Origin of the sequence: Arundinibacter roseus (assembly GCF_004348825.1) — a bacterium.
Lineage (GTDB): Bacteria > Bacteroidota > Bacteroidia > Cytophagales > Spirosomataceae > Arundinibacter > Arundinibacter roseus.
In genome coordinates this window covers 204,425-220,424 of record NZ_SMJU01000008.1, presented here as the reverse complement: position 1 = coordinate 220,424, position 16,000 = coordinate 204,425, and the positions used below count along the sequence as shown (strand labels likewise).

Genomic DNA, 16,000 nt, shown 5'->3' with positions numbered 1-16,000 from the left:
TATTCCAGATCTTTCTAATTTTTCACTCTTGATACATCGAAAATTATACGTATCTTTCAACATAACTTACACGTGTTACTTATGTCGACTAAACTAACGCTAACGCTTGAAAAAGAGGTGATTGAGAAAGCAAAAGAATATGCTCACGAACAAAAGCGCAGCTTATCGAACCTGATTGAAGAATATCTTCGCAGTATTACGGAAGGTAAAGAAGCGAAAGATATTGAATTAACGCCACTTGTGAAATCTTTAAAAGGGTCCGTGAAAATTCCGGAGTCCGGATCGTTTGATGAAAAGCAAATACTTGAAGATGAATTGATTAAAAAATATTTGGGTTAAGATGAAAGAGGCAGTTTTTGTAGATACTGATGTCATCGTAGACTTTTTGATAGATCGCGTGCCTTTTTCTCAGAAATCTGCTGAGGTATTTGTATTGGCAGAAAAGGAAGAAATAGTAATTTATGTGTCTTCGCTTTGCTACTCAAATATCTTCTACATTTTGCGAAAATTGGCGGGATTAAAAAAAGCAATGGAACTGTTACAAAAACTAGAAAGCCTGACAGAGATTTTACCCGTAGGCAAAATAATCATTCGACAGGCTTTGGCCGAACGATTTGAAGATTTTGAAGATGGTATTCAGAATTTTACAGCCCTGCAAGAGCCTCTCATCAGGAAAATAATTACGCGGAATGTCAAAGATTTCAAAAAGAGCGAATTGAGTATTGTAACTCCGGATGAATATATTTCTATGTATTTGAGTGGAAAGAAGTGAGACAACCGCAAAAGTCAGCAACTCAAAAAACTAATTGACAACCCACATGATAAGTGTATAGCTTAGCCATGCCAACGCTCCCAACGCTAAAATTAACACTCCCAAAACAGGAACTACAATTTTCCAGGCTCCTCCCTGATGCCGGCCTTCCACGTAGTGTTCCCGCATGAGCTTAACGTTGCGTAAATTTGCTTTGAAGGCTACATCAAAAATATCACCCACCAAAGGAATCGATCCCAAAAGTGCATCAATCAAAATGTTGAGAGCCATTCGGGCAATGATAAAATTGCTTGCTCCGTTCCGGGCCAAAATCGTAACCATATAGCCCGATACGCACAAAGTGGCAAAGTCGCCGGCGCCGGGGACAAGCCCCAAAAGGGGATCCAAACCGAACCGAATGTTGGTGCCGGGGATTCTAAATCTGGAATCCATTAGACGAGCCAATGATTCCATGTTCGCTATGGATGACTTTTGTTCTGATAGTGCCTTCATAGGTAGTTGTATCAGGTTAGTAACAACAGGTTTTTTGCACGATTAATTTATTTCCATGCCGAGTCAACTATTTATAGTTCATTGGTTTAATAAACTAAACTCCGTCAAGAGTAGCTCAAAGTTGTTGCAAATGGGCCACTCCTAACGGAGTTGAATGGGATTTACAGGGCTACACTCTACAAACGTATCGCCTCGCTGAGGCTATTTTCATGTAAATTGATAAACCCTTAAAAAGTATACCTGTTCCTTTATTCCACAGAAAATGTTTTTTCCAACTGCCCCTATTAATTAAATAAGATACATTCCATTTAAAAAACCACAACATCTACCCTGCGGCCCTTACACCTCGTTCAATGCGCGGGCAAGTGTATCAATTTGCTCGAAAGAGGTTGCCGGGAAATTGGCAATCCGGATTTGCTTTCCTTTGTATGGGCCATAGCCACTACCTACCATCATTCCTTTCCCTTTCAAATTGCTGATTACTACCGACGAGTCTTTGCGCGTGTTGGCCACTACAACCGTTTGGGACTGATGCCGGGTTTCGGTCACGAAGGGATCAAAAACGCTGCTATTTTTTAGGGTATTGTATAAAATTGCGGCTTTTTGTTCGGTTTCTTTCCGTATCGTTTCAATACCGATTCGGTTCAAATCCTCCGCTATTTTTCCTAATAAATAGATACTCATCACGTTAGGCGTGGCGGGCGTTTCGTTCTTCTCTGCGTTTTTCCACAGCGTAGGCAGGTCATGATGTGCCCCAATCGTGAGGCTATCATACTGTCGCAGGCGCTCGGCTTTGGCCAAACAGGCTTCATTCACAATCCAAACACCCAAACCGGCCGGAAGTCCAAACGCTTTCTGAACGGAGAAAAACGCAGTATCGACCAAACCAAAATCCAAAGCCGGATAGGGCGCCGATGATACCATATCTACCGCTATCAGCTTATCCGGATGGCGATTTTTCAGTTTATGGATATCGGCAGGCTTCATCTGCACTCCGGCGCTTGTTTCGTTGTGCGTGGTACAGATTAGCTCAGCGTAGGCCGGGACTTCGATTTCAGCGGCATCAAAGCCCTCACCCATGGGTTTCTCGTAGATGTGCGCAAACTTGTGCAGCGCCTGAGCGTAATCGTAGAACTTCCGCGAAAACGAACCGTTGACCAAATGAAAACTTTCGTGCTCTACACAATTCAGCAAAATGCGTTCCCAGGCTTCGGAAGCTGATCCCAAAAACAATACCTGATGCGTAGTTGGAATCGACAGGAGCGTACGTAGTTGCTCCACGGTAAAGCGATGCAGGTCGCGGTATTGCTGACTACGATGGGAAATAGAACCCAACTGCCGGTCAATAAATGATTTTATGTGTTTTTCAAACGTGGGGTAAAGAGCCGCCGGGCCGGGAGTAAAGTAGATGTTTTGCATAATGTCTATAAATGCGGAAAGGAATGAAGCGGGCAAATCGGAAACGCCTGTTCCCTGCTTTGGTCTCTCATTCCTTTCCTGCGGTTATTTTGTATTTTCTAATAAAGCATTCTAAACCGGATCGTACCTTCTACGGCTTTTATTTCCTGAATAAATTCTTCGGTATATGTTTTTGAAATATCAACGATTACATAGCCAATCTGCTCATTGGTTTTGAGATATTGGCCCGTAATATTGATATGATGTTTGGCAAAAATACTGTTCAATTTGGCCAGAACTCCCGGAACGTTCGCATGAATATGCAGCAGCCGATGCGAGTCTCCCAACTTGGGCAGTTGCACTTCGGGGAAATTAACGCTGCCATACGAACTGCCGTTGTTGATGTATTCGAGCAATTTCCCCGGCACAAAGTAGCCAATATTCGCCTGCGCTTCCTCGGTACTTCCGCCAATATGTGGAGAAAGAATTACGTTGGAAAGACCCACCAATTCGCTTTCAAAAGCTTCATCGTTGGTTTTGGGCTCTTTAGGGAAAACATCCACGGCAGCACCTGCCACTTTTCCACTCCGAATCGCTTCGGCCAGGGCAGGAATATCCACCACATGCCCACGGGCAAGGTTCATGAAAATCACGCCGTCTTTCATTTGCTCAAATTCCTTTTTGCCAATGATGTTGGTGTTTTCCTTGCGGCCATCTACGTGCATACTCACGACATCTGCCAGATTCAGTAACTCTTCCAGGCTGCGTACTTTCCGGGCATTTCCGATCGCTAGTTTTTCCACAACGTCATAGAAATAAACTTCCATGCCGAGCGCCTCAGCCACCACCGAAAGCTGCGTACCGATGTTGCCGTAGCCTACAAGGCCAAGTTTTTTTCCACGTACTTCAAAGCTTCCGTTGGCCGATTTGTCCCAGATTCCCTGATGCATCTGATTGCTCTTGGTCACGATATTTCGGATCAGCAGGATCATTTCACCAATTGCGAGCTCTACTACGGAGCGGGTGTTGCTATATGGTGCGTTAAAAACGGCCACGCCGCGTTCAGTTGCCGTTTCGAGGTCAATTTGGTTGGTGCCAATGCAAAACGCTCCAATCGCCATCAATCGGTTGGCGCTTTCGAGCACGCGCTTGGTGATGATGGTTTTGGAACGAATCCCGATGATCGATACATCTTTGATGCGTTCGCAAAGTTCATCTTCGTCCAGGGCCCCTTTTACAAATTCCACCTTAAAGCCTTCATCTTCAAACGCCTTTACGGCTGCCGGATGCACATTTTCCAACAATAAGACTTTGATACGGCTTTTGGGATACGATTGGCTGCGGCTCAGTCGGTTGTCGTACAGAAACTCGTCGAGAGAACCCGACACGTGGTCGGCCACTTCAACAACGCGCGGGCGATTTACATTTTCAGTAAAGGCATAAAAACGGTTGGCAAGGCCCGATTCACGAAGTTCGTAGTCGGTATAGCCGTCGCCAATTACGTACACATCGCCCGTCAGGTTGAGGCTACGAAGCAGCTTGATTTTGCCGCCATCACTTGCCAGTACGTTCGCTTCGTCGATGCCGATTATCGTACCATCGGCATCAAATATAAATTCGTTGGCAAAGACGTGATCTTCCCGCACGCCCAATTCCGTAACGATTGGCACGATAAACTCTTTAAAACCGCTGGAAACCACATAAATATGGTCGGTATTGTCGGCTATAAACGCTTTGTTTCGTTGAAAAGAATCCGAAATTTTGGTTCGTAAGTACTCAATCAGAAGGTCAATGTGCGAGCGGTTTCCCGAAAGCAGGCTAATGCGACGGCGCAGACCATCGGCAAAAGACATTTCGCCGTTCATGCCTTTGTCGGTTAAGTCGCGGATTTGCTGAACCAGATTTTCGCGGTCAGGATGACCCGCCAAAGCAATGTGGGCCAGCTCGTCGAGGCCTTCCACTTTGGTAAATGTGCTGTCAAAATCAATGACAATGTACGTGGGATTGAGTGTTTGCGTTAGCATGCAGGATGGTAAAAATGGGTAAGCTACCTCGTTAATTTGGAATGACTACTACTATTCATGCAAAATTACAAAACCTATGTAGAACTGACTATAATTTAGTGGGTTTAGTACTAATCCGCTGAGTTATATTCAATTAAATAGTCTATTAGTATAAAAACAGACGGCAATAGAAATTTAATTTTTTCAAATTTCACTTGAATCCAGAAAATTTAACGCTCTTTGCTCAGACCAGTACAGGCCATCAACAACCCGCTGTGGCCTGAAACCACAATGCCCGCCGGCTTCGGTAAGTTCCAGCCATACATGTTTGAGTTGGTTAATTTCTTTTTGGGGCAAGCTGTCGGGAGGTACCAGCGGGTCGTTTAAGGCATTGACAATGAGCGTAGGAATTGAAATATCCTGCACAAAAAAGCGTGCGCTGTTTCGGGTATAGTAGTCGTCGGCTCCGGCGAATCCGTGCAGGGCGGCGGTGTACAGGTGGTCAAAATCATAAAAAGTCTTTACCTGTGCGTAGGTTTCCAGGCTGATCTTATCGGGAAAAAGTTTTGCTTTGGCACTCACTTTGGGTTTAAGGGAGGAAAGAAACCGACGGAGATAAAGTATGTTTTCAGGCTTTTCAATGGCCCGGCTGCACGCCAGCAAATCCATCGGTACACTAAATACAACGGCTTTTTTTATTTCCGGTGTGAGGGCATTTCCTTGTTCCCCGAGATATTTCAGCGTAAGATTTCCGCCCAGACTAAACCCCATCAGGTGCAGTGTTTTGTAGCCTTTTTGCCGGGCATACTGTATCACAAAATCGAGATCGTCGGTGGCTCCGCTGTGATAAAACCGCAGCTGTTGGTTCATTTCTCCGCCGCAACTTCGGTAATTCCACGCCAGGCAGTCGTAGCCGTGGCGGGTGAGGCCGCGCACCATGCCCAGAATGTACTGCCGTTGGCTGTCACCTTCCAGCCCGTGCGACAAAATTACGAGACCTTTGGCGGCCTGCGACGTACGAGCCCAATCCAGGTTTAGAAAATCGTCGTCAGGCGTACGTATTTTTTCACGAGAGTAGGCCACATCTGTAATTTTTCGAAACAGAGATGGGTAAATGCTTTGAAAATGACCATTGGGAAGCCAGGAAGGCGCGCGGTGAGTGTGTGTGAAAATTACGGGCATACAAAAAATGTGCTACTTTTTGGCAAAGATACACGGATTGAAGTCAACTTCCGGGCCTTTGCATCTAACTGACTTTTTCCAAGTCCTGTTCCAACTTTTGTTCACAAATCCGACTCTCATACAGGAAAGCAAAAGATTATGAAAAAGATAGCGTTAGTATTTGCTCTGATGAGCCTGCTCGGATGCAGTCGGGAAGAAGCCACTCCCGAAGAAAGGTTAATTTATGGCAAGTGGCAGCTGTTGGAGTTTTGTGTGAGTCCGGGAAATGGAAGCTGCGATCCACAACAAGCGACCGCAGTGAGAACCCAAAGTCTGGAATTCAAGAAAAATGGCTCTTTCATTCAACGCATTCCGCAGCCCGGCCAATTTTCAACACCCATCGTAAGTTCGGGGGATTTTAGCATTAAAACACCGGGCCGAATCAATTTTAATTTTGACAATAAAACCACTTTTAAAGAAGAAGTTAGCTGGCTTTATGAGCTTTCGGATACCCTGCTGACGATTCGGCCTCAGTGCATTGAAGGTTGTGCCTATACCTACGAGCGGCAGTAATTATTTGGGATCATTGCGGCGAGCCTTTTCGCTCTGCCGCATCGGCATGCTGTCGATCAGCGCCCAGAATTTTTCGGCAGGTACAGTGCTGGAACTGCTCAGCTTGGTACCGCCATCTTTTCCTACAAGCCACACGCCAAAGCGGGTAAGATCGTGGTTGAAATGGCGGTTTATATACACTTTGTCTTCCCTGGTCAGTTTTGAACTGAGGCACTCGATAATCACAAGATCACGTTCTTTTTGCTGCGCAAGGGTATTGGCCAAAAGCTGCCGTTGCTGGTTCAATTCCAGGTTTCCGGACTCAGGGGCATAAATTACTATCACCCGATTTTTCCAGGCAAGTCGTTCCATTTTTTCCCAGAGAGGGGCATCCGTTCCAGACATCCAAAGCGAGGCAATAAGCGTGAGACCAAAGAATGAGAACATACGCAGGGCCGTTTTAATGAGATTTAATCGAATAGATTTTCAGTTCGATCCAGCATCAGGATAGATGCCTGTGGTAGAATAACGTACTTTTCGCCATCATATTCCAGATCAATGGCGTTGCGCTGCAAATAAATGGCAAGGTCGCCCTCCTTGGCTTGCAGCGGCATATACTTCACTTTTTCTTCGGTTTCTTTCCAGGGCTCGTCTTCTGACGAAGAGGGAATAGGATAGCCGGGGCCGACTTTTATGACGTAACCCGTCTGAACCTGCTCTTTTTCCGTAACTGTGGGAGGCAGATAAAGACCGCTGTTGGTTCGGTCGGTTGGGCTTTTGGGTTTAATAAGGACGCGGTCGCCCACGACAATCAGACTGCGTAAGCGGTTATCAGAGGTTATTTCAATCATTGCAAAAGGTGATTTTTATAAAGTGAGAATTTTTAAACCCGCCAAACGGGCCAACAAGTGCCTTTTCACAATTCAGAAAAAATTGTACGACCCCGACTAAAATGTCAAAATGTCAGAATCAAAACTGGAAATAGATGAATTGGTTGGAAGTAAACACGCCAAAGAAGTAAATGATTACGCACAAAACCCCAAGAATCAGGTAGAATGAACCGGTGTTTTGGGTCGGGATTTTGAGGTAAAAATGCTCTTTGAGCAGTAAGAAAGCAATCAGAAAAACGCAGAACCACATTTCGACGGAGTTGAGTGGCGAGCGCAGGGTTTCATTCCAGGAGAGCGTTGCTATTTTGCCTAAAATATCAAAAGCCTGCTTAACGGGCGCTTTGTCGTTTCGGAAAAAGACCCACGTGAGAGCAACCAGGAAAAAGGTAATCAGGACATTAAAAAACCGCAAAACTGGATGTTGTGGAATTTCAATACCCAATTTTTTTAACCACTTGTCACGTACCACCGCCGCTACGAGATAAAACCCGTGGAGCCCGCCCCAAATGATGTAGTTCCAGCTTGCTCCGTGCCACAATCCGCTGACCAGAAATACGGTAAATTGGTTAAAATACCGCCTGAATTCTCCCTTGCGGTTGCCGCCGAGAGGAATGTATAAATAGTCGCGAAACCAGGTGGAAAGCGAAATGTGCCAGCGTGACCAGAATTCTGAGATAGAGGCAGCTTCGTAGGGTGTGCGGAAGTTTTCCATCAATGTAAAACCCATTACCCGCGCTGCCCCAATGGCAATGTCGGAATAGCCGGAAAAATCGCAGTAAATCCGGAAGGTAAAAAACAAGGTGGCAACCAGCAGCGTAAGCCCATTTTGCTCGTAGGGATTGGTGTAGGCATAGTCTACGACAAGTGCCAGGCGGTCACCGACCACTACTTTTTTGAACATACCAAAAGCCATTTGCATCAGACCGGCTTTTACCTGTTCAAAATCATATTTGAAATAGGAGTGAAACTGAAAGAGCATGTTTTGGGGCCGCTCGATTGGGCCCGCCACGAGTTGCGGATAAAACATGACATACAGAGCATAAATGCCGAAATGATGCTCAGCAGGCTGATTTTTACGGTACACCTCAATAGTGTAGCTCATGGCCTGAAACGTGTGAAACGATAGACCGATGGGAAGCAGCACTTTGCCAGCGCCGTTGGTCATCCATTCGGCCAAAGCCTGAGGCACAAGCCCACCCAAAGGAGGAACAAACGGGGGAAGGTTGGTCAGGCTAAGAAAACCATTGACCGAATCGGCCAGAAAATCGTAGTATTTGAAGAATGCCAGAATGCCAATATTGGAAATAAGACTGATTACGAGCAAGGCTTTTCGCCTCGGCTGATCCTCCGTTTTTTCAATCCAAAGGCCTGCGTAGTAGTCAATAATGATGGTGCCAAACAGGATCAGAATGTACACGGGTTTGAACACCATGTAAAAATAGCAGCTCGCCGCCAGCAGCAACATCCATCGTCCGCGCCACGACAGGCTGAAATAAGCAACCGTGACGACGAGAAAAAAAATCAGAAATTGGAGGGAGTTAAACAGCATCTCTTCCTACGTACGCTCGGTTGACGATTTCTTCTTTAATGATAAACAGGGGACGATTTTTGGACTGAAAGAAAATGCGAAGGACGTATTCGCCGATGATTCCCAGCGCCAGCAGCTGTACGCCACTAAACAAAATGACCACGAAAAGCAAAGCTGTGAATCCTTCGATTACTTCGGTAAAGAATAATTTTTTTATCACAACGGTAATAAAATAAATCAGGGAAATAAGAATGGACAGCGCACCTGTGCGGGTCATGAATTTTATGGGAAATTCGCTGAAATTAAAGATTCCGTTATAGGCGAGCCCAAACAGCAGTTTGAAGGAATATTTTGACTCGCCCGCAATTCGCTCGTCGCGTTCGTATTCAAATCCTTTTTGCTTGAAACCTACCCACGAACGCATACCGCGCAGGTAGCGACTCTCTTCGGGCATCTGAATGAGCACATCGGCTACGCGGCGACTGATCAGGGCAAAATCGCCGCTATCGAGCGGAATTTCTACGTAAGAAATTGATTTGAGCAGGCGGTAAAAAAGGTAATAGGCTGTTTTTTTGACGATATTTTCCTTCCGTTTTCGGCGTACTGCGTACACCACGTCGTTGCCATCACAAAGTTCTTTATAGAAATCCGGCAGTAACTCGGGAGGATCCTGCAAATCTCCATCAATGATAAACAAAGCCTCACTTGCCCGCGCCGAGGCAATGCCCGCCGTGAGCGCCAGCTGATGTCCATGGTTGCGGGAAAGAAATACGCAGTGGTAGCGGTCATCCAAAAGTGCCAGCTGACGCATGAGCACCGGGGTGTTGTCGCGGCTGCCATCGTCTACCAGCACCACTTCGATTCGAAGGGAAAGGTTGTCCATGAGCGTATTGAGCCGTTCCACAAGGTGCGGAAAAGAATCGGACTCATTATAGAGCGGCGCAATAATGGAGATTTGTGGCAATGTTTTCAAAGGAATAAAATAGAAATCAGGTTCCGTGGACAAAAATACGTGTTACGATTCGTAAGATGTTTTCTAAGGTAAGGTTATTGTGCCAACGACACCAGCCGTTTCTTTTTCTGCATCATGAATCAGCACGCCCCATTCGTACGTACCCGCAGGTATGGCAGCTGTTGGGACGGTTACTTCCAGACCTTCGTCATAGCGAATGAGGAGGTTTCTACCAGTATATTTTTGTTGATTTAGCTTAAAAACGTAAATCTTTTCAGCCCTACGAAAAAAGACATACCCACCCGTAGCGTAGCCCGAAGGTATCACCGCCGCAGGCTCCGTAACTGCTAACCCATCGGCAACCGGGCTGAGCGAAAATTGAAGCGAATCAGGCAACGCTTGCTTTACCGTTTGCATGCGTTGAATGTATGGATTCAGTTCGTTTGGAAACTGATAGATGTTTCGGGAAGTAGTGAAATTTGCTAATGAATCAATGTAAACGGCTGCTTTTGAACCCGGTTGATAGCCTAGCCCAAAGGCATGCTGCTGCTGATTATAGGCATTGACAAGCAGGTACTTGCGGCGCTCCGAAATGGCAGGACCGTAATGAATCAGCGTTAGTACCCAAATACCTACGCTCAAAACGAGGCCTGCCTTAAAACCAGTTGGACGAGTACCCTTTGCGCTGGCGGATAAAAAGGAAAGGTACGTAACGGTCAGAAATAAAGCCGGATAGAGCTTATAATTGCTAACAACCATGACGTAAAACCCAAAGCGTGGACGCAGCAGGGCGATCACGGCAGCATTGGCCAGAACAAAGAGCATTATGCCCAGTGAAAAATAGCCTAACTGCTCAAATTGGGGTTTTATACCAAAGTTTAACCAACGGTTTGAAGTAAAAGCAGGTCGCTTGAAAACGTCGCCCAACCAGCCCGCAACGATACTGAATAGCCAGAGAAGTACCCAAATCATGAGCAAAAAAGCCATGAGAATTGGCAGCGCCGTTCGTACCTCAATGGTTCGGTCGGGCGCAAAATCGAAGAGACCACCTAAAAATGCAAAAAAGCCCAGAAATGATAGATGTGGATTGGCCAGAAGAAATTCAATGCTGGATTCGTTGCCCATCGTGGTCATACCCGAAAAATAAAGCAGAATAGCCGCTCCACTGCTCACGCACCAGATTGCGAGCCATTTGTACCTAGTCTGAAATAGCAGAATGGCAGCACCGCCGACCCATACAAACAAGCCATTGCTCATGGCAAAGTTGGCACAAAAAGCCGCCAGAATAGCCCAGCCAGGCTTTTGTTTGGCCAATAGAAACATAGTCAGACAAACAAAAAATACGACTGGCTGATGCTGCAAACCGCAAATCGCCCATAGCGAAATGAGATGGTATTGCAACTGAAAAAGCAGAAAAGGAACGGGTAAAAAATAGTAGGCCGGAAGCCTGGTTGAGCGAAATGCCCGCCAGGAAAGCCATAAGGTACCCAACGTAAAGGAAATACCGGCCAGGTGCAGAAAAGTAAAATTGAGCGTTCCGGTTATGGCGTAGTACAACGCCGTAATGCCTTTTCCGAAAACCATTCGGTGTTCGTTGTTGGGCTGAAAAAGCAGGGAAACTTTTTCACTGAAACGAGTGCTTGTAATCCATTTTCTCAAAAAATCAGGAAACGGGTCAAAGTCATCAAACCAGGGGACATTAACGGAATAGTGGTAGGTGATCCCGATAAAAAAAAGGACGGGAAAAAGCCCCAGCACCCAAACAAAACGATTACGGAGTGAGCTCATGGGAGGTGTCTTTTTCCTGAATTAAATAAATAGCACTTTTTCCAAAATAACCAGCCGTGCATTTGTTCCATAAATGAACGGGATTGGTTTGAATGTCTTCGACAAAAAGCGTTTGCGGAAGATTTTTAAGCGCCGGAACCGCCACCACCGATTCGCTCGAAGCATGAATGAGATCGTAGCGGGCGTACATCTCTTTATTATAGGCCGAGGCTTTTCCACGCAGCCAATCGGAATAGATAGTACGCAGCGATTGATTTTTATACATAAAAAACAAAAGGCCGGGAACCAGAAGTGCCACCAGCACAGGTTGATACATAGTATTCAGAGTGCTCATTGTCCGTTTCTGACTTATCCAATAATAGCCTGCCCCCACCATATAAAACCAACCCAAAAGGAAATATAAATAGACCGAATTGAGCACGCGGGGCGCAGGTTCTACTTCTATGGAAATGGCATAATACGAAGGGAAAATCTGAGCCGCAAGTATTCCTGTGTAAAGTAAAGCCATGTAAAAAAAAGGTACTTTAAAATGCTTTAGGGCCTGAGGCGTAATGGTGGAAAGAACGTAAATCCAGGCAGCTGTAAGGAGTAAAAGCGGGGTGCGAAAAATCCAGTCAAACGAAAGTATAGCCAATTTACGAAAAGCATACAGAACTGATTCGGGGATGTTTCCGCTGACGGGATTGCCGCCCATGCGGGCTTCGTTGCCGGGCGCCGAAAAAAACAGATAGAGTGAAAGACCAGCCACCGCGGCCAGCCAGGCCATGAGTCCATCGGTTTTTCGTTGAAAAATAAGACGATACCCCCACCAACCTGCCAACAAAAGCGACTGAACCAGCAGGTTTATCTCGCTGCTACCCATAATGGCGAAGGTCAGAAAACCGGCAAAAATTCCAGTTAAAACCTTCATCTGCATAGTTTCGAGCCGGTACCAGCGAATCATCACCACAAGCCAGAGAATAGTAAGGGTGTTGGGTACAGTGTAGGTAACGAATGCCGCCATCCAGTAAAAAGCCTCGGCAATGTTGGGAAGTTTGGTAATATATAGGAAAAGCAAAACGCCCGTAAATCCTGCATGTGCCTTACGCGACAGCGTGGGCGTCAGTTGTCGGAAAAGCACGTAAAGTGCTCCTGAAAAACTCAGAATTAAAACAATTGGTAAAATCTTGAATCCTGCTACTGATCGGATTATAAGAGGATTGGAGTGGTTGAGCAAAATACCAAAATACCGGCCCGTCCAACCAATGTAGTAATGATGCATCCCTTCCATCCAGCCATATTTGAACACCGTATCAATGAAGCAATAGTCGTCGGCGGCAGACGGGTGATTATAAAAAGAAAGGGCAATAAGTGGAATCAGAACGAGTGCCAAAAGCGCCATGTTGAGTCCGTTGCCGACGATACGGTACGTATTTTGACGTTTATTCATTCACTATTTTTTCTATAATATAGCGGGGACGTGCTTTCACTTCCTCGTAAATTTTGCCAATGTATTCACCAATTAAACCCAGCGCCATCATATTGGAGCCACTAAAAAATGTAATTGGAAGCATGGTGGAGGTCCAGCCCGGCACGGTAAACCCAAATGCATAGGATACCAGAATATATCCGAAAATGGCCATGGCAACAATAAAATTGAAAAGACCGAAATAAAGGACCAACCGCATGGGAAAGGTTGAAAAAGAGGTGATGCCATTCCAGGCAAAGAGCACCATTTTTTTGAGCGGATATTTGGTTTCGCCTGCGGTGCGTTCGAGTCTTTTGTAAAAAACTTTATCGCTTTGAAAACCAATCAGCGGCACAATGCCCCGCAGGAAGAGGTTGATTTCCCGAAAATCGCCTAATTCAATCAGCACCCGTTTGTCCATCAATCTGAAATCGGCGTGATTAAACACCACGGGGACACCCATTTTCTGCATCATTTTATAGAAACCTTCTGCTGTAAACCGCTTGAACCAGCTGTCAGAACTGCGGTCGTTGCGTACGCCATATACAATCATGGCGCCGTCGCGGTGTTTTTCGATCATGGCCGTCATGGCCTGAATGTCATCCTGTAAGTCAGCGTCAATCGTTATGAAGCAGTCGTAACCAGCCACGTGCGTTTCAAGACCGGCCAGAATTGCGCTTTGATGGCCAAAATTGCGGGAAAGTTTGATGCCGACTACCGAAGAATCCTGTTGACAAAGTGTGTCTATGATTTCCCAGGTTTTGTCCCGGCTTCCATCATTCACATAACAGATTTTGCTTTGATAGTCAATTAGTTTACGATTTTTCAAATCAGCAAGATACTGCACTAGTTGCGCGTGAGTTTGATGTAAAATCGCCTCTTCATTATAACAGGGAATGACAAGCAGCAAGCGCGCTGGATTCATAGTATGGTCATAGTTTGGTGGGGCAAAAATAACAGGAATTGCCAATAAGTAGTAAAATATGCCCGATGGATAAGTGAAAGGCCATCTGTTTGGCCAGGCGAAAGCAAGTTCAACCGGTTGTCTGTTTCTTTCGTTGCAAGATAGGATAAAGTACTACGGCCAGCAATATAACGAGCGTACCGAGGTAGAATCCGGGTTTCATGCGTTCTTTTTCACCAAAAATAAAAAAGGCGAGTGCAATGCCATACACGGGTTCGAGGTTGACAGTCAGATTGACCATATAGGCCGAAAATTCTTTCATTAAATGCGTGCCCATCGAGTAGGCATAGACGGTACAAACCCAGGCAAGAATCAGAATCCAGGGCCAGTCGCTGGTTTTGGGCCAAAGCGGCAGGCCATTATTTAAGGCCAAAGATTCAAATAAAAGCATGCACAAAAAGGAACCGATACTTGCGCCGATCATTTCATAAAATGTAATGACAAAGGCATCGGTTTTTTTTACAAAATGGCTATTTGCTACCGTAAAAAGTGCCGCTAGAAAAGCCGAACCCAGCGCCAGCACAAGCCCGAGTGCATGGTCAAATTCAAACCGAAACACCAGGTAAAGCCCGGCTACGGCTACGAGGCCCAGAAAAACTTCCAGCGGACGAACGCGTTGCCGGTTTACCAAAGGCTCAACCAGGCTTGTCCAGAGAGAAGTAGTTGACATGCCCGCCAGGCAAACCGACGCCGTGGAAATGCGGGCGGAGGCAAAAAATAAAATCCAATGAGCCGAAAGGAGCAAACCGACGAGCATCATCCTGACAATCTGCGCAGGTTCGACCCGAAAGCTTTTTCCCCGAATCCAGATAAAAAGCGCCAGGCCTGCCACGGCCAAACTCGTACGAAAAAAGACGAGGGAAGTGGGGGCAATGGAAACCAATAGGCCCAAAATGGCCGTAAAGCCCCAGATCAGTACCAGAAAATGAAGTTGTAAATAGGCGCTCAGTGGCGGATTTTTTTTCATCGGGGGAGGGTTTTGTACAGTCCGATTCCGACAAATGTAAATACGATGTTGGGCAACCAAACGGCCAGCAACGTATTTATATTCCCTGATTCGGCCACGCCTTTTGAGAGTAGAAAGAAAAGGATGTAAATGAACGCGAGCATAAAACCAAGGGCGATTTGCCAGCCTACGCCGCGGCGACTTTTGCGGGCAGAGACAATGACGCCAATAGCCGTCAGGATTAAAATGGCGAAGGGTTGGGTAAAGCGGGTATATTTTTCGATTAGGTAAACTTCCAGCCCGTCTGCTCCCCGGCTGCGCAAAAGTTCAATGTAATCGTTCAGTTCGGGTAAAGTAAAGGTTTCAAAAATATTGTAATCGCTTTCAAAATCCTTGGGACGCAGATTAATGGTTGTGTCAAGTTCCTGTCCAAACGAAAGGCTTTCTTTCAGTCCTTCCAGCGAGCGGATGCGGTAATTGTGGACGGTCCATTTATTTTTTTCCTCGTGCCACACAATACGTTCTGCGGTCAGTTTGTGTTTCAGGTTGTTTTCCTGCACGGTTTCGAGGGTAAATTTATTTCCCGTTTTGGTTGTGACATTATAGCTTTCTAGGTAGGCGTACACCTCCGGGGCTATTTTTATGTGAACATTTCTACCATCATAATAAAATTCATCTTTGATATAAGTCTGTTCAAACGAATTACGGATTTTGTTAGCCTTAGGCAGAATCCAGCCTACGAGCAAAAACATAATGGCACCTAAAATTGATGCGCCCATCATATACGGCACAAGCATGCGCCCAAAACTAATGCCGCTGCTAAGCATTGCCACAATTTCTGTACGGGCTGCGATGCGCGATGTGAAAAAAACAGTGGCAATGAAGACCATCAGCGGACTAATGTAATTGATCCAGTAGGGGATAAAGTTGAGGTAGTATTCCAACAGAATCGCTCGCCCGGGTGCTTTCTTCTCAATAAAGTCATCGATTTTTTCCGTGTAGTCAATCATGCAGATAATCAGCACAATCACGAAGGCTACAAAAAGGTAGGTAATCAGGAAGTTTTTGAGCAAATAGCGATCAAGGATCTTTAATTTCATGGGGGGA

At 45.8% G+C, this 16,000-nt stretch carries 16 protein-coding genes; 3 read left to right on the top strand and 13 right to left on the bottom strand.

Annotated elements, in window-relative coordinates:
* The first annotated feature begins 81 nt into the window (after positions 1–81).
* Together EZE20_RS14365 and EZE20_RS24400 are read left to right on the top strand one after the other, a co-directional pair.
* Positions 82–339, top strand: coding sequence for a DUF6364 family protein (locus EZE20_RS14365; RefSeq protein WP_132118819.1), 258 nt, complete (start codon positions 82–84; stop codon positions 337–339).
* Between the two features lies 1 nt (position 340).
* Complete coding sequence (locus EZE20_RS24400) at positions 341–772, top strand: type II toxin-antitoxin system VapC family toxin (protein ID WP_132118817.1); 432 nt, start codon at positions 341–343, stop codon at positions 770–772.
* Positions 773–802: 30 nt separating this feature from the next.
* Here EZE20_RS24400 and EZE20_RS14355 read toward each other — a convergent pair whose 3' ends face one another.
* The 4 genes from EZE20_RS14355 to EZE20_RS14340 form a co-directional block, all read right to left on the bottom strand.
* Positions 803–1,264 (bottom strand): DUF4112 domain-containing protein, encoded by a 462-nt coding sequence (locus EZE20_RS14355; RefSeq protein ID WP_132118815.1) that lies wholly within the window; start codon positions 1,262–1,264, stop codon positions 803–805.
* Between the two features lie 339 nt (positions 1,265–1,603).
* Positions 1,604–2,683 carry an aminotransferase class V-fold PLP-dependent enzyme gene (locus EZE20_RS14350; RefSeq protein WP_132118813.1) on the bottom strand — a complete coding sequence of 360 codons (1,080 nt, stop codon included), beginning with the start codon at positions 2,681–2,683 and terminating at the stop codon, positions 1,604–1,606.
* A gap of 98 nt (positions 2,684–2,781) precedes the next feature.
* A complete protein-coding gene (serA, locus tag EZE20_RS14345) occupies positions 2,782–4,686 on the bottom strand; it encodes a phosphoglycerate dehydrogenase (protein ID WP_132118811.1) in 1,905 nt (634 codons plus the stop codon).
* A 183-nt stretch (positions 4,687–4,869) separates the two neighbouring features.
* A complete protein-coding gene (locus EZE20_RS14340; protein ID WP_132118808.1) occupies positions 4,870–5,847 on the bottom strand; it encodes a YheT family hydrolase in 978 nt (325 codons plus the stop codon).
* 138 nt (positions 5,848–5,985) lie between these two features.
* Between EZE20_RS14340 and EZE20_RS14335 the strand changes: the two genes are divergently transcribed.
* Positions 5,986–6,399, top strand: a complete 414-nt coding sequence (locus tag EZE20_RS14335) for a LolA-like protein (protein ID WP_132118806.1) — start codon at positions 5,986–5,988, stop codon at positions 6,397–6,399.
* Here EZE20_RS14335 and EZE20_RS14330 read toward each other — a convergent pair whose 3' ends face one another.
* The 9 genes from EZE20_RS14330 to EZE20_RS14290 all read right to left on the bottom strand — a co-directional run bounded on the left by EZE20_RS14330 (position 6,400) and on the right by EZE20_RS14290 (position 15,993).
* Positions 6,400–6,825, bottom strand: coding sequence for a DUF4174 domain-containing protein (locus EZE20_RS14330; RefSeq protein WP_132118804.1), 426 nt, complete (start codon positions 6,823–6,825; stop codon positions 6,400–6,402).
* Between the two features lie 23 nt (positions 6,826–6,848).
* Positions 6,849–7,229: a co-chaperone GroES gene (locus EZE20_RS14325; RefSeq protein WP_132118802.1), complete on the bottom strand. Its 381-nt coding sequence runs from the start codon at positions 7,227–7,229 to the stop codon at positions 6,849–6,851.
* A gap of 118 nt (positions 7,230–7,347) precedes the next feature.
* The gene (locus EZE20_RS14320; RefSeq protein WP_132118800.1) at positions 7,348–8,817 is read right to left on the bottom strand and encodes an MBOAT family O-acyltransferase; all 1,470 of its coding nucleotides are present in this window, start codon (positions 8,815–8,817) and stop codon (positions 7,348–7,350) included.
* Positions 8,807–9,769 (bottom strand): glycosyltransferase family 2 protein, encoded by a 963-nt coding sequence (locus EZE20_RS14315; RefSeq protein ID WP_132118798.1) that lies wholly within the window; start codon positions 9,767–9,769, stop codon positions 8,807–8,809. The genes EZE20_RS14320 and EZE20_RS14315 overlap by 11 nt, the downstream gene beginning before the upstream one ends.
* Before the next feature lie 63 nt (positions 9,770–9,832).
* On the bottom strand, positions 9,833–11,536 hold the full coding sequence (locus tag EZE20_RS14310) for a hypothetical protein (RefSeq protein ID WP_132118796.1): 1,704 nt from the start codon (positions 11,534–11,536) through the stop codon (positions 9,833–9,835).
* On the bottom strand, positions 11,520–12,965 hold the full coding sequence (locus EZE20_RS14305) for a hypothetical protein (RefSeq protein ID WP_132118794.1): 1,446 nt from the start codon (positions 12,963–12,965) through the stop codon (positions 11,520–11,522). The genes EZE20_RS14310 and EZE20_RS14305 overlap by 17 nt, the downstream gene beginning before the upstream one ends.
* Positions 12,958–13,908 (bottom strand): glycosyltransferase family 2 protein, encoded by a 951-nt coding sequence (locus tag EZE20_RS14300; RefSeq protein ID WP_132118792.1) that lies wholly within the window; start codon positions 13,906–13,908, stop codon positions 12,958–12,960. Before EZE20_RS14300 ends, EZE20_RS14305 begins: the two co-directional genes overlap by 8 nt.
* Before the next feature lie 109 nt (positions 13,909–14,017).
* Complete coding sequence (locus EZE20_RS14295; protein ID WP_132118790.1) at positions 14,018–14,914, bottom strand: DMT family transporter; 897 nt, start codon at positions 14,912–14,914, stop codon at positions 14,018–14,020.
* Complete coding sequence (locus EZE20_RS14290; RefSeq protein ID WP_132118788.1) at positions 14,911–15,993, bottom strand: LptF/LptG family permease; 1,083 nt, start codon at positions 15,991–15,993, stop codon at positions 14,911–14,913. Before EZE20_RS14290 ends, EZE20_RS14295 begins: the two co-directional genes overlap by 4 nt.
* Positions 15,994–16,000: the final 7 nt, after the last annotated feature.

Excerpts from the sequence above, each read along its gene's own strand:
- EZE20_RS14320 (WP_132118800.1), bottom strand. The coding sequence starts at position 8,817 with ATGCTGTTTAACTCCCTCCAATTTCTGATTTTTTTTCTCGTCGTCACG.
- EZE20_RS14330 (WP_132118804.1), bottom strand. The coding sequence starts at position 6,825 with ATGTTCTCATTCTTTGGTCTCACGCTTATTGCCTCGCTTTGGATGTCT.
- EZE20_RS14340 (WP_132118808.1), bottom strand. The coding sequence starts at position 5,847 with ATGCCCGTAATTTTCACACACACTCACCGCGCGCCTTCCTGGCTTCCC.
- EZE20_RS14325 (WP_132118802.1), bottom strand. The coding sequence starts at position 7,229 with ATGATTGAAATAACCTCTGATAACCGCTTACGCAGTCTGATTGTCGTG.
- EZE20_RS14365 (WP_132118819.1), top strand. The coding sequence starts at position 82 with ATGTCGACTAAACTAACGCTAACGCTTGAAAAAGAGGTGATTGAGAAA.
- EZE20_RS14310 (WP_132118796.1), bottom strand. The coding sequence starts at position 11,536 with ATGAGCTCACTCCGTAATCGTTTTGTTTGGGTGCTGGGGCTTTTTCCC.
- EZE20_RS14305 (WP_132118794.1), bottom strand. The coding sequence starts at position 12,965 with ATGAATAAACGTCAAAATACGTACCGTATCGTCGGCAACGGACTCAAC.
- EZE20_RS14290 (WP_132118788.1), bottom strand. The coding sequence starts at position 15,993 with ATGAAATTAAAGATCCTTGATCGCTATTTGCTCAAAAACTTCCTGATT.
- EZE20_RS14335 (WP_132118806.1), top strand. The coding sequence starts at position 5,986 with ATGAAAAAGATAGCGTTAGTATTTGCTCTGATGAGCCTGCTCGGATGC.
- EZE20_RS14355 (WP_132118815.1), bottom strand. The coding sequence starts at position 1,264 with ATGAAGGCACTATCAGAACAAAAGTCATCCATAGCGAACATGGAATCA.
- EZE20_RS14300 (WP_132118792.1), bottom strand. The coding sequence starts at position 13,908 with ATGAATCCAGCGCGCTTGCTGCTTGTCATTCCCTGTTATAATGAAGAG.
- EZE20_RS24400 (WP_132118817.1), top strand. The coding sequence starts at position 341 with ATGAAAGAGGCAGTTTTTGTAGATACTGATGTCATCGTAGACTTTTTG.
- EZE20_RS14350 (WP_132118813.1), bottom strand. The coding sequence starts at position 2,683 with ATGCAAAACATCTACTTTACTCCCGGCCCGGCGGCTCTTTACCCCACG.
- serA (WP_132118811.1), bottom strand. The coding sequence starts at position 4,686 with ATGCTAACGCAAACACTCAATCCCACGTACATTGTCATTGATTTTGAC.
- EZE20_RS14295 (WP_132118790.1), bottom strand. The coding sequence starts at position 14,914 with ATGAAAAAAAATCCGCCACTGAGCGCCTATTTACAACTTCATTTTCTG.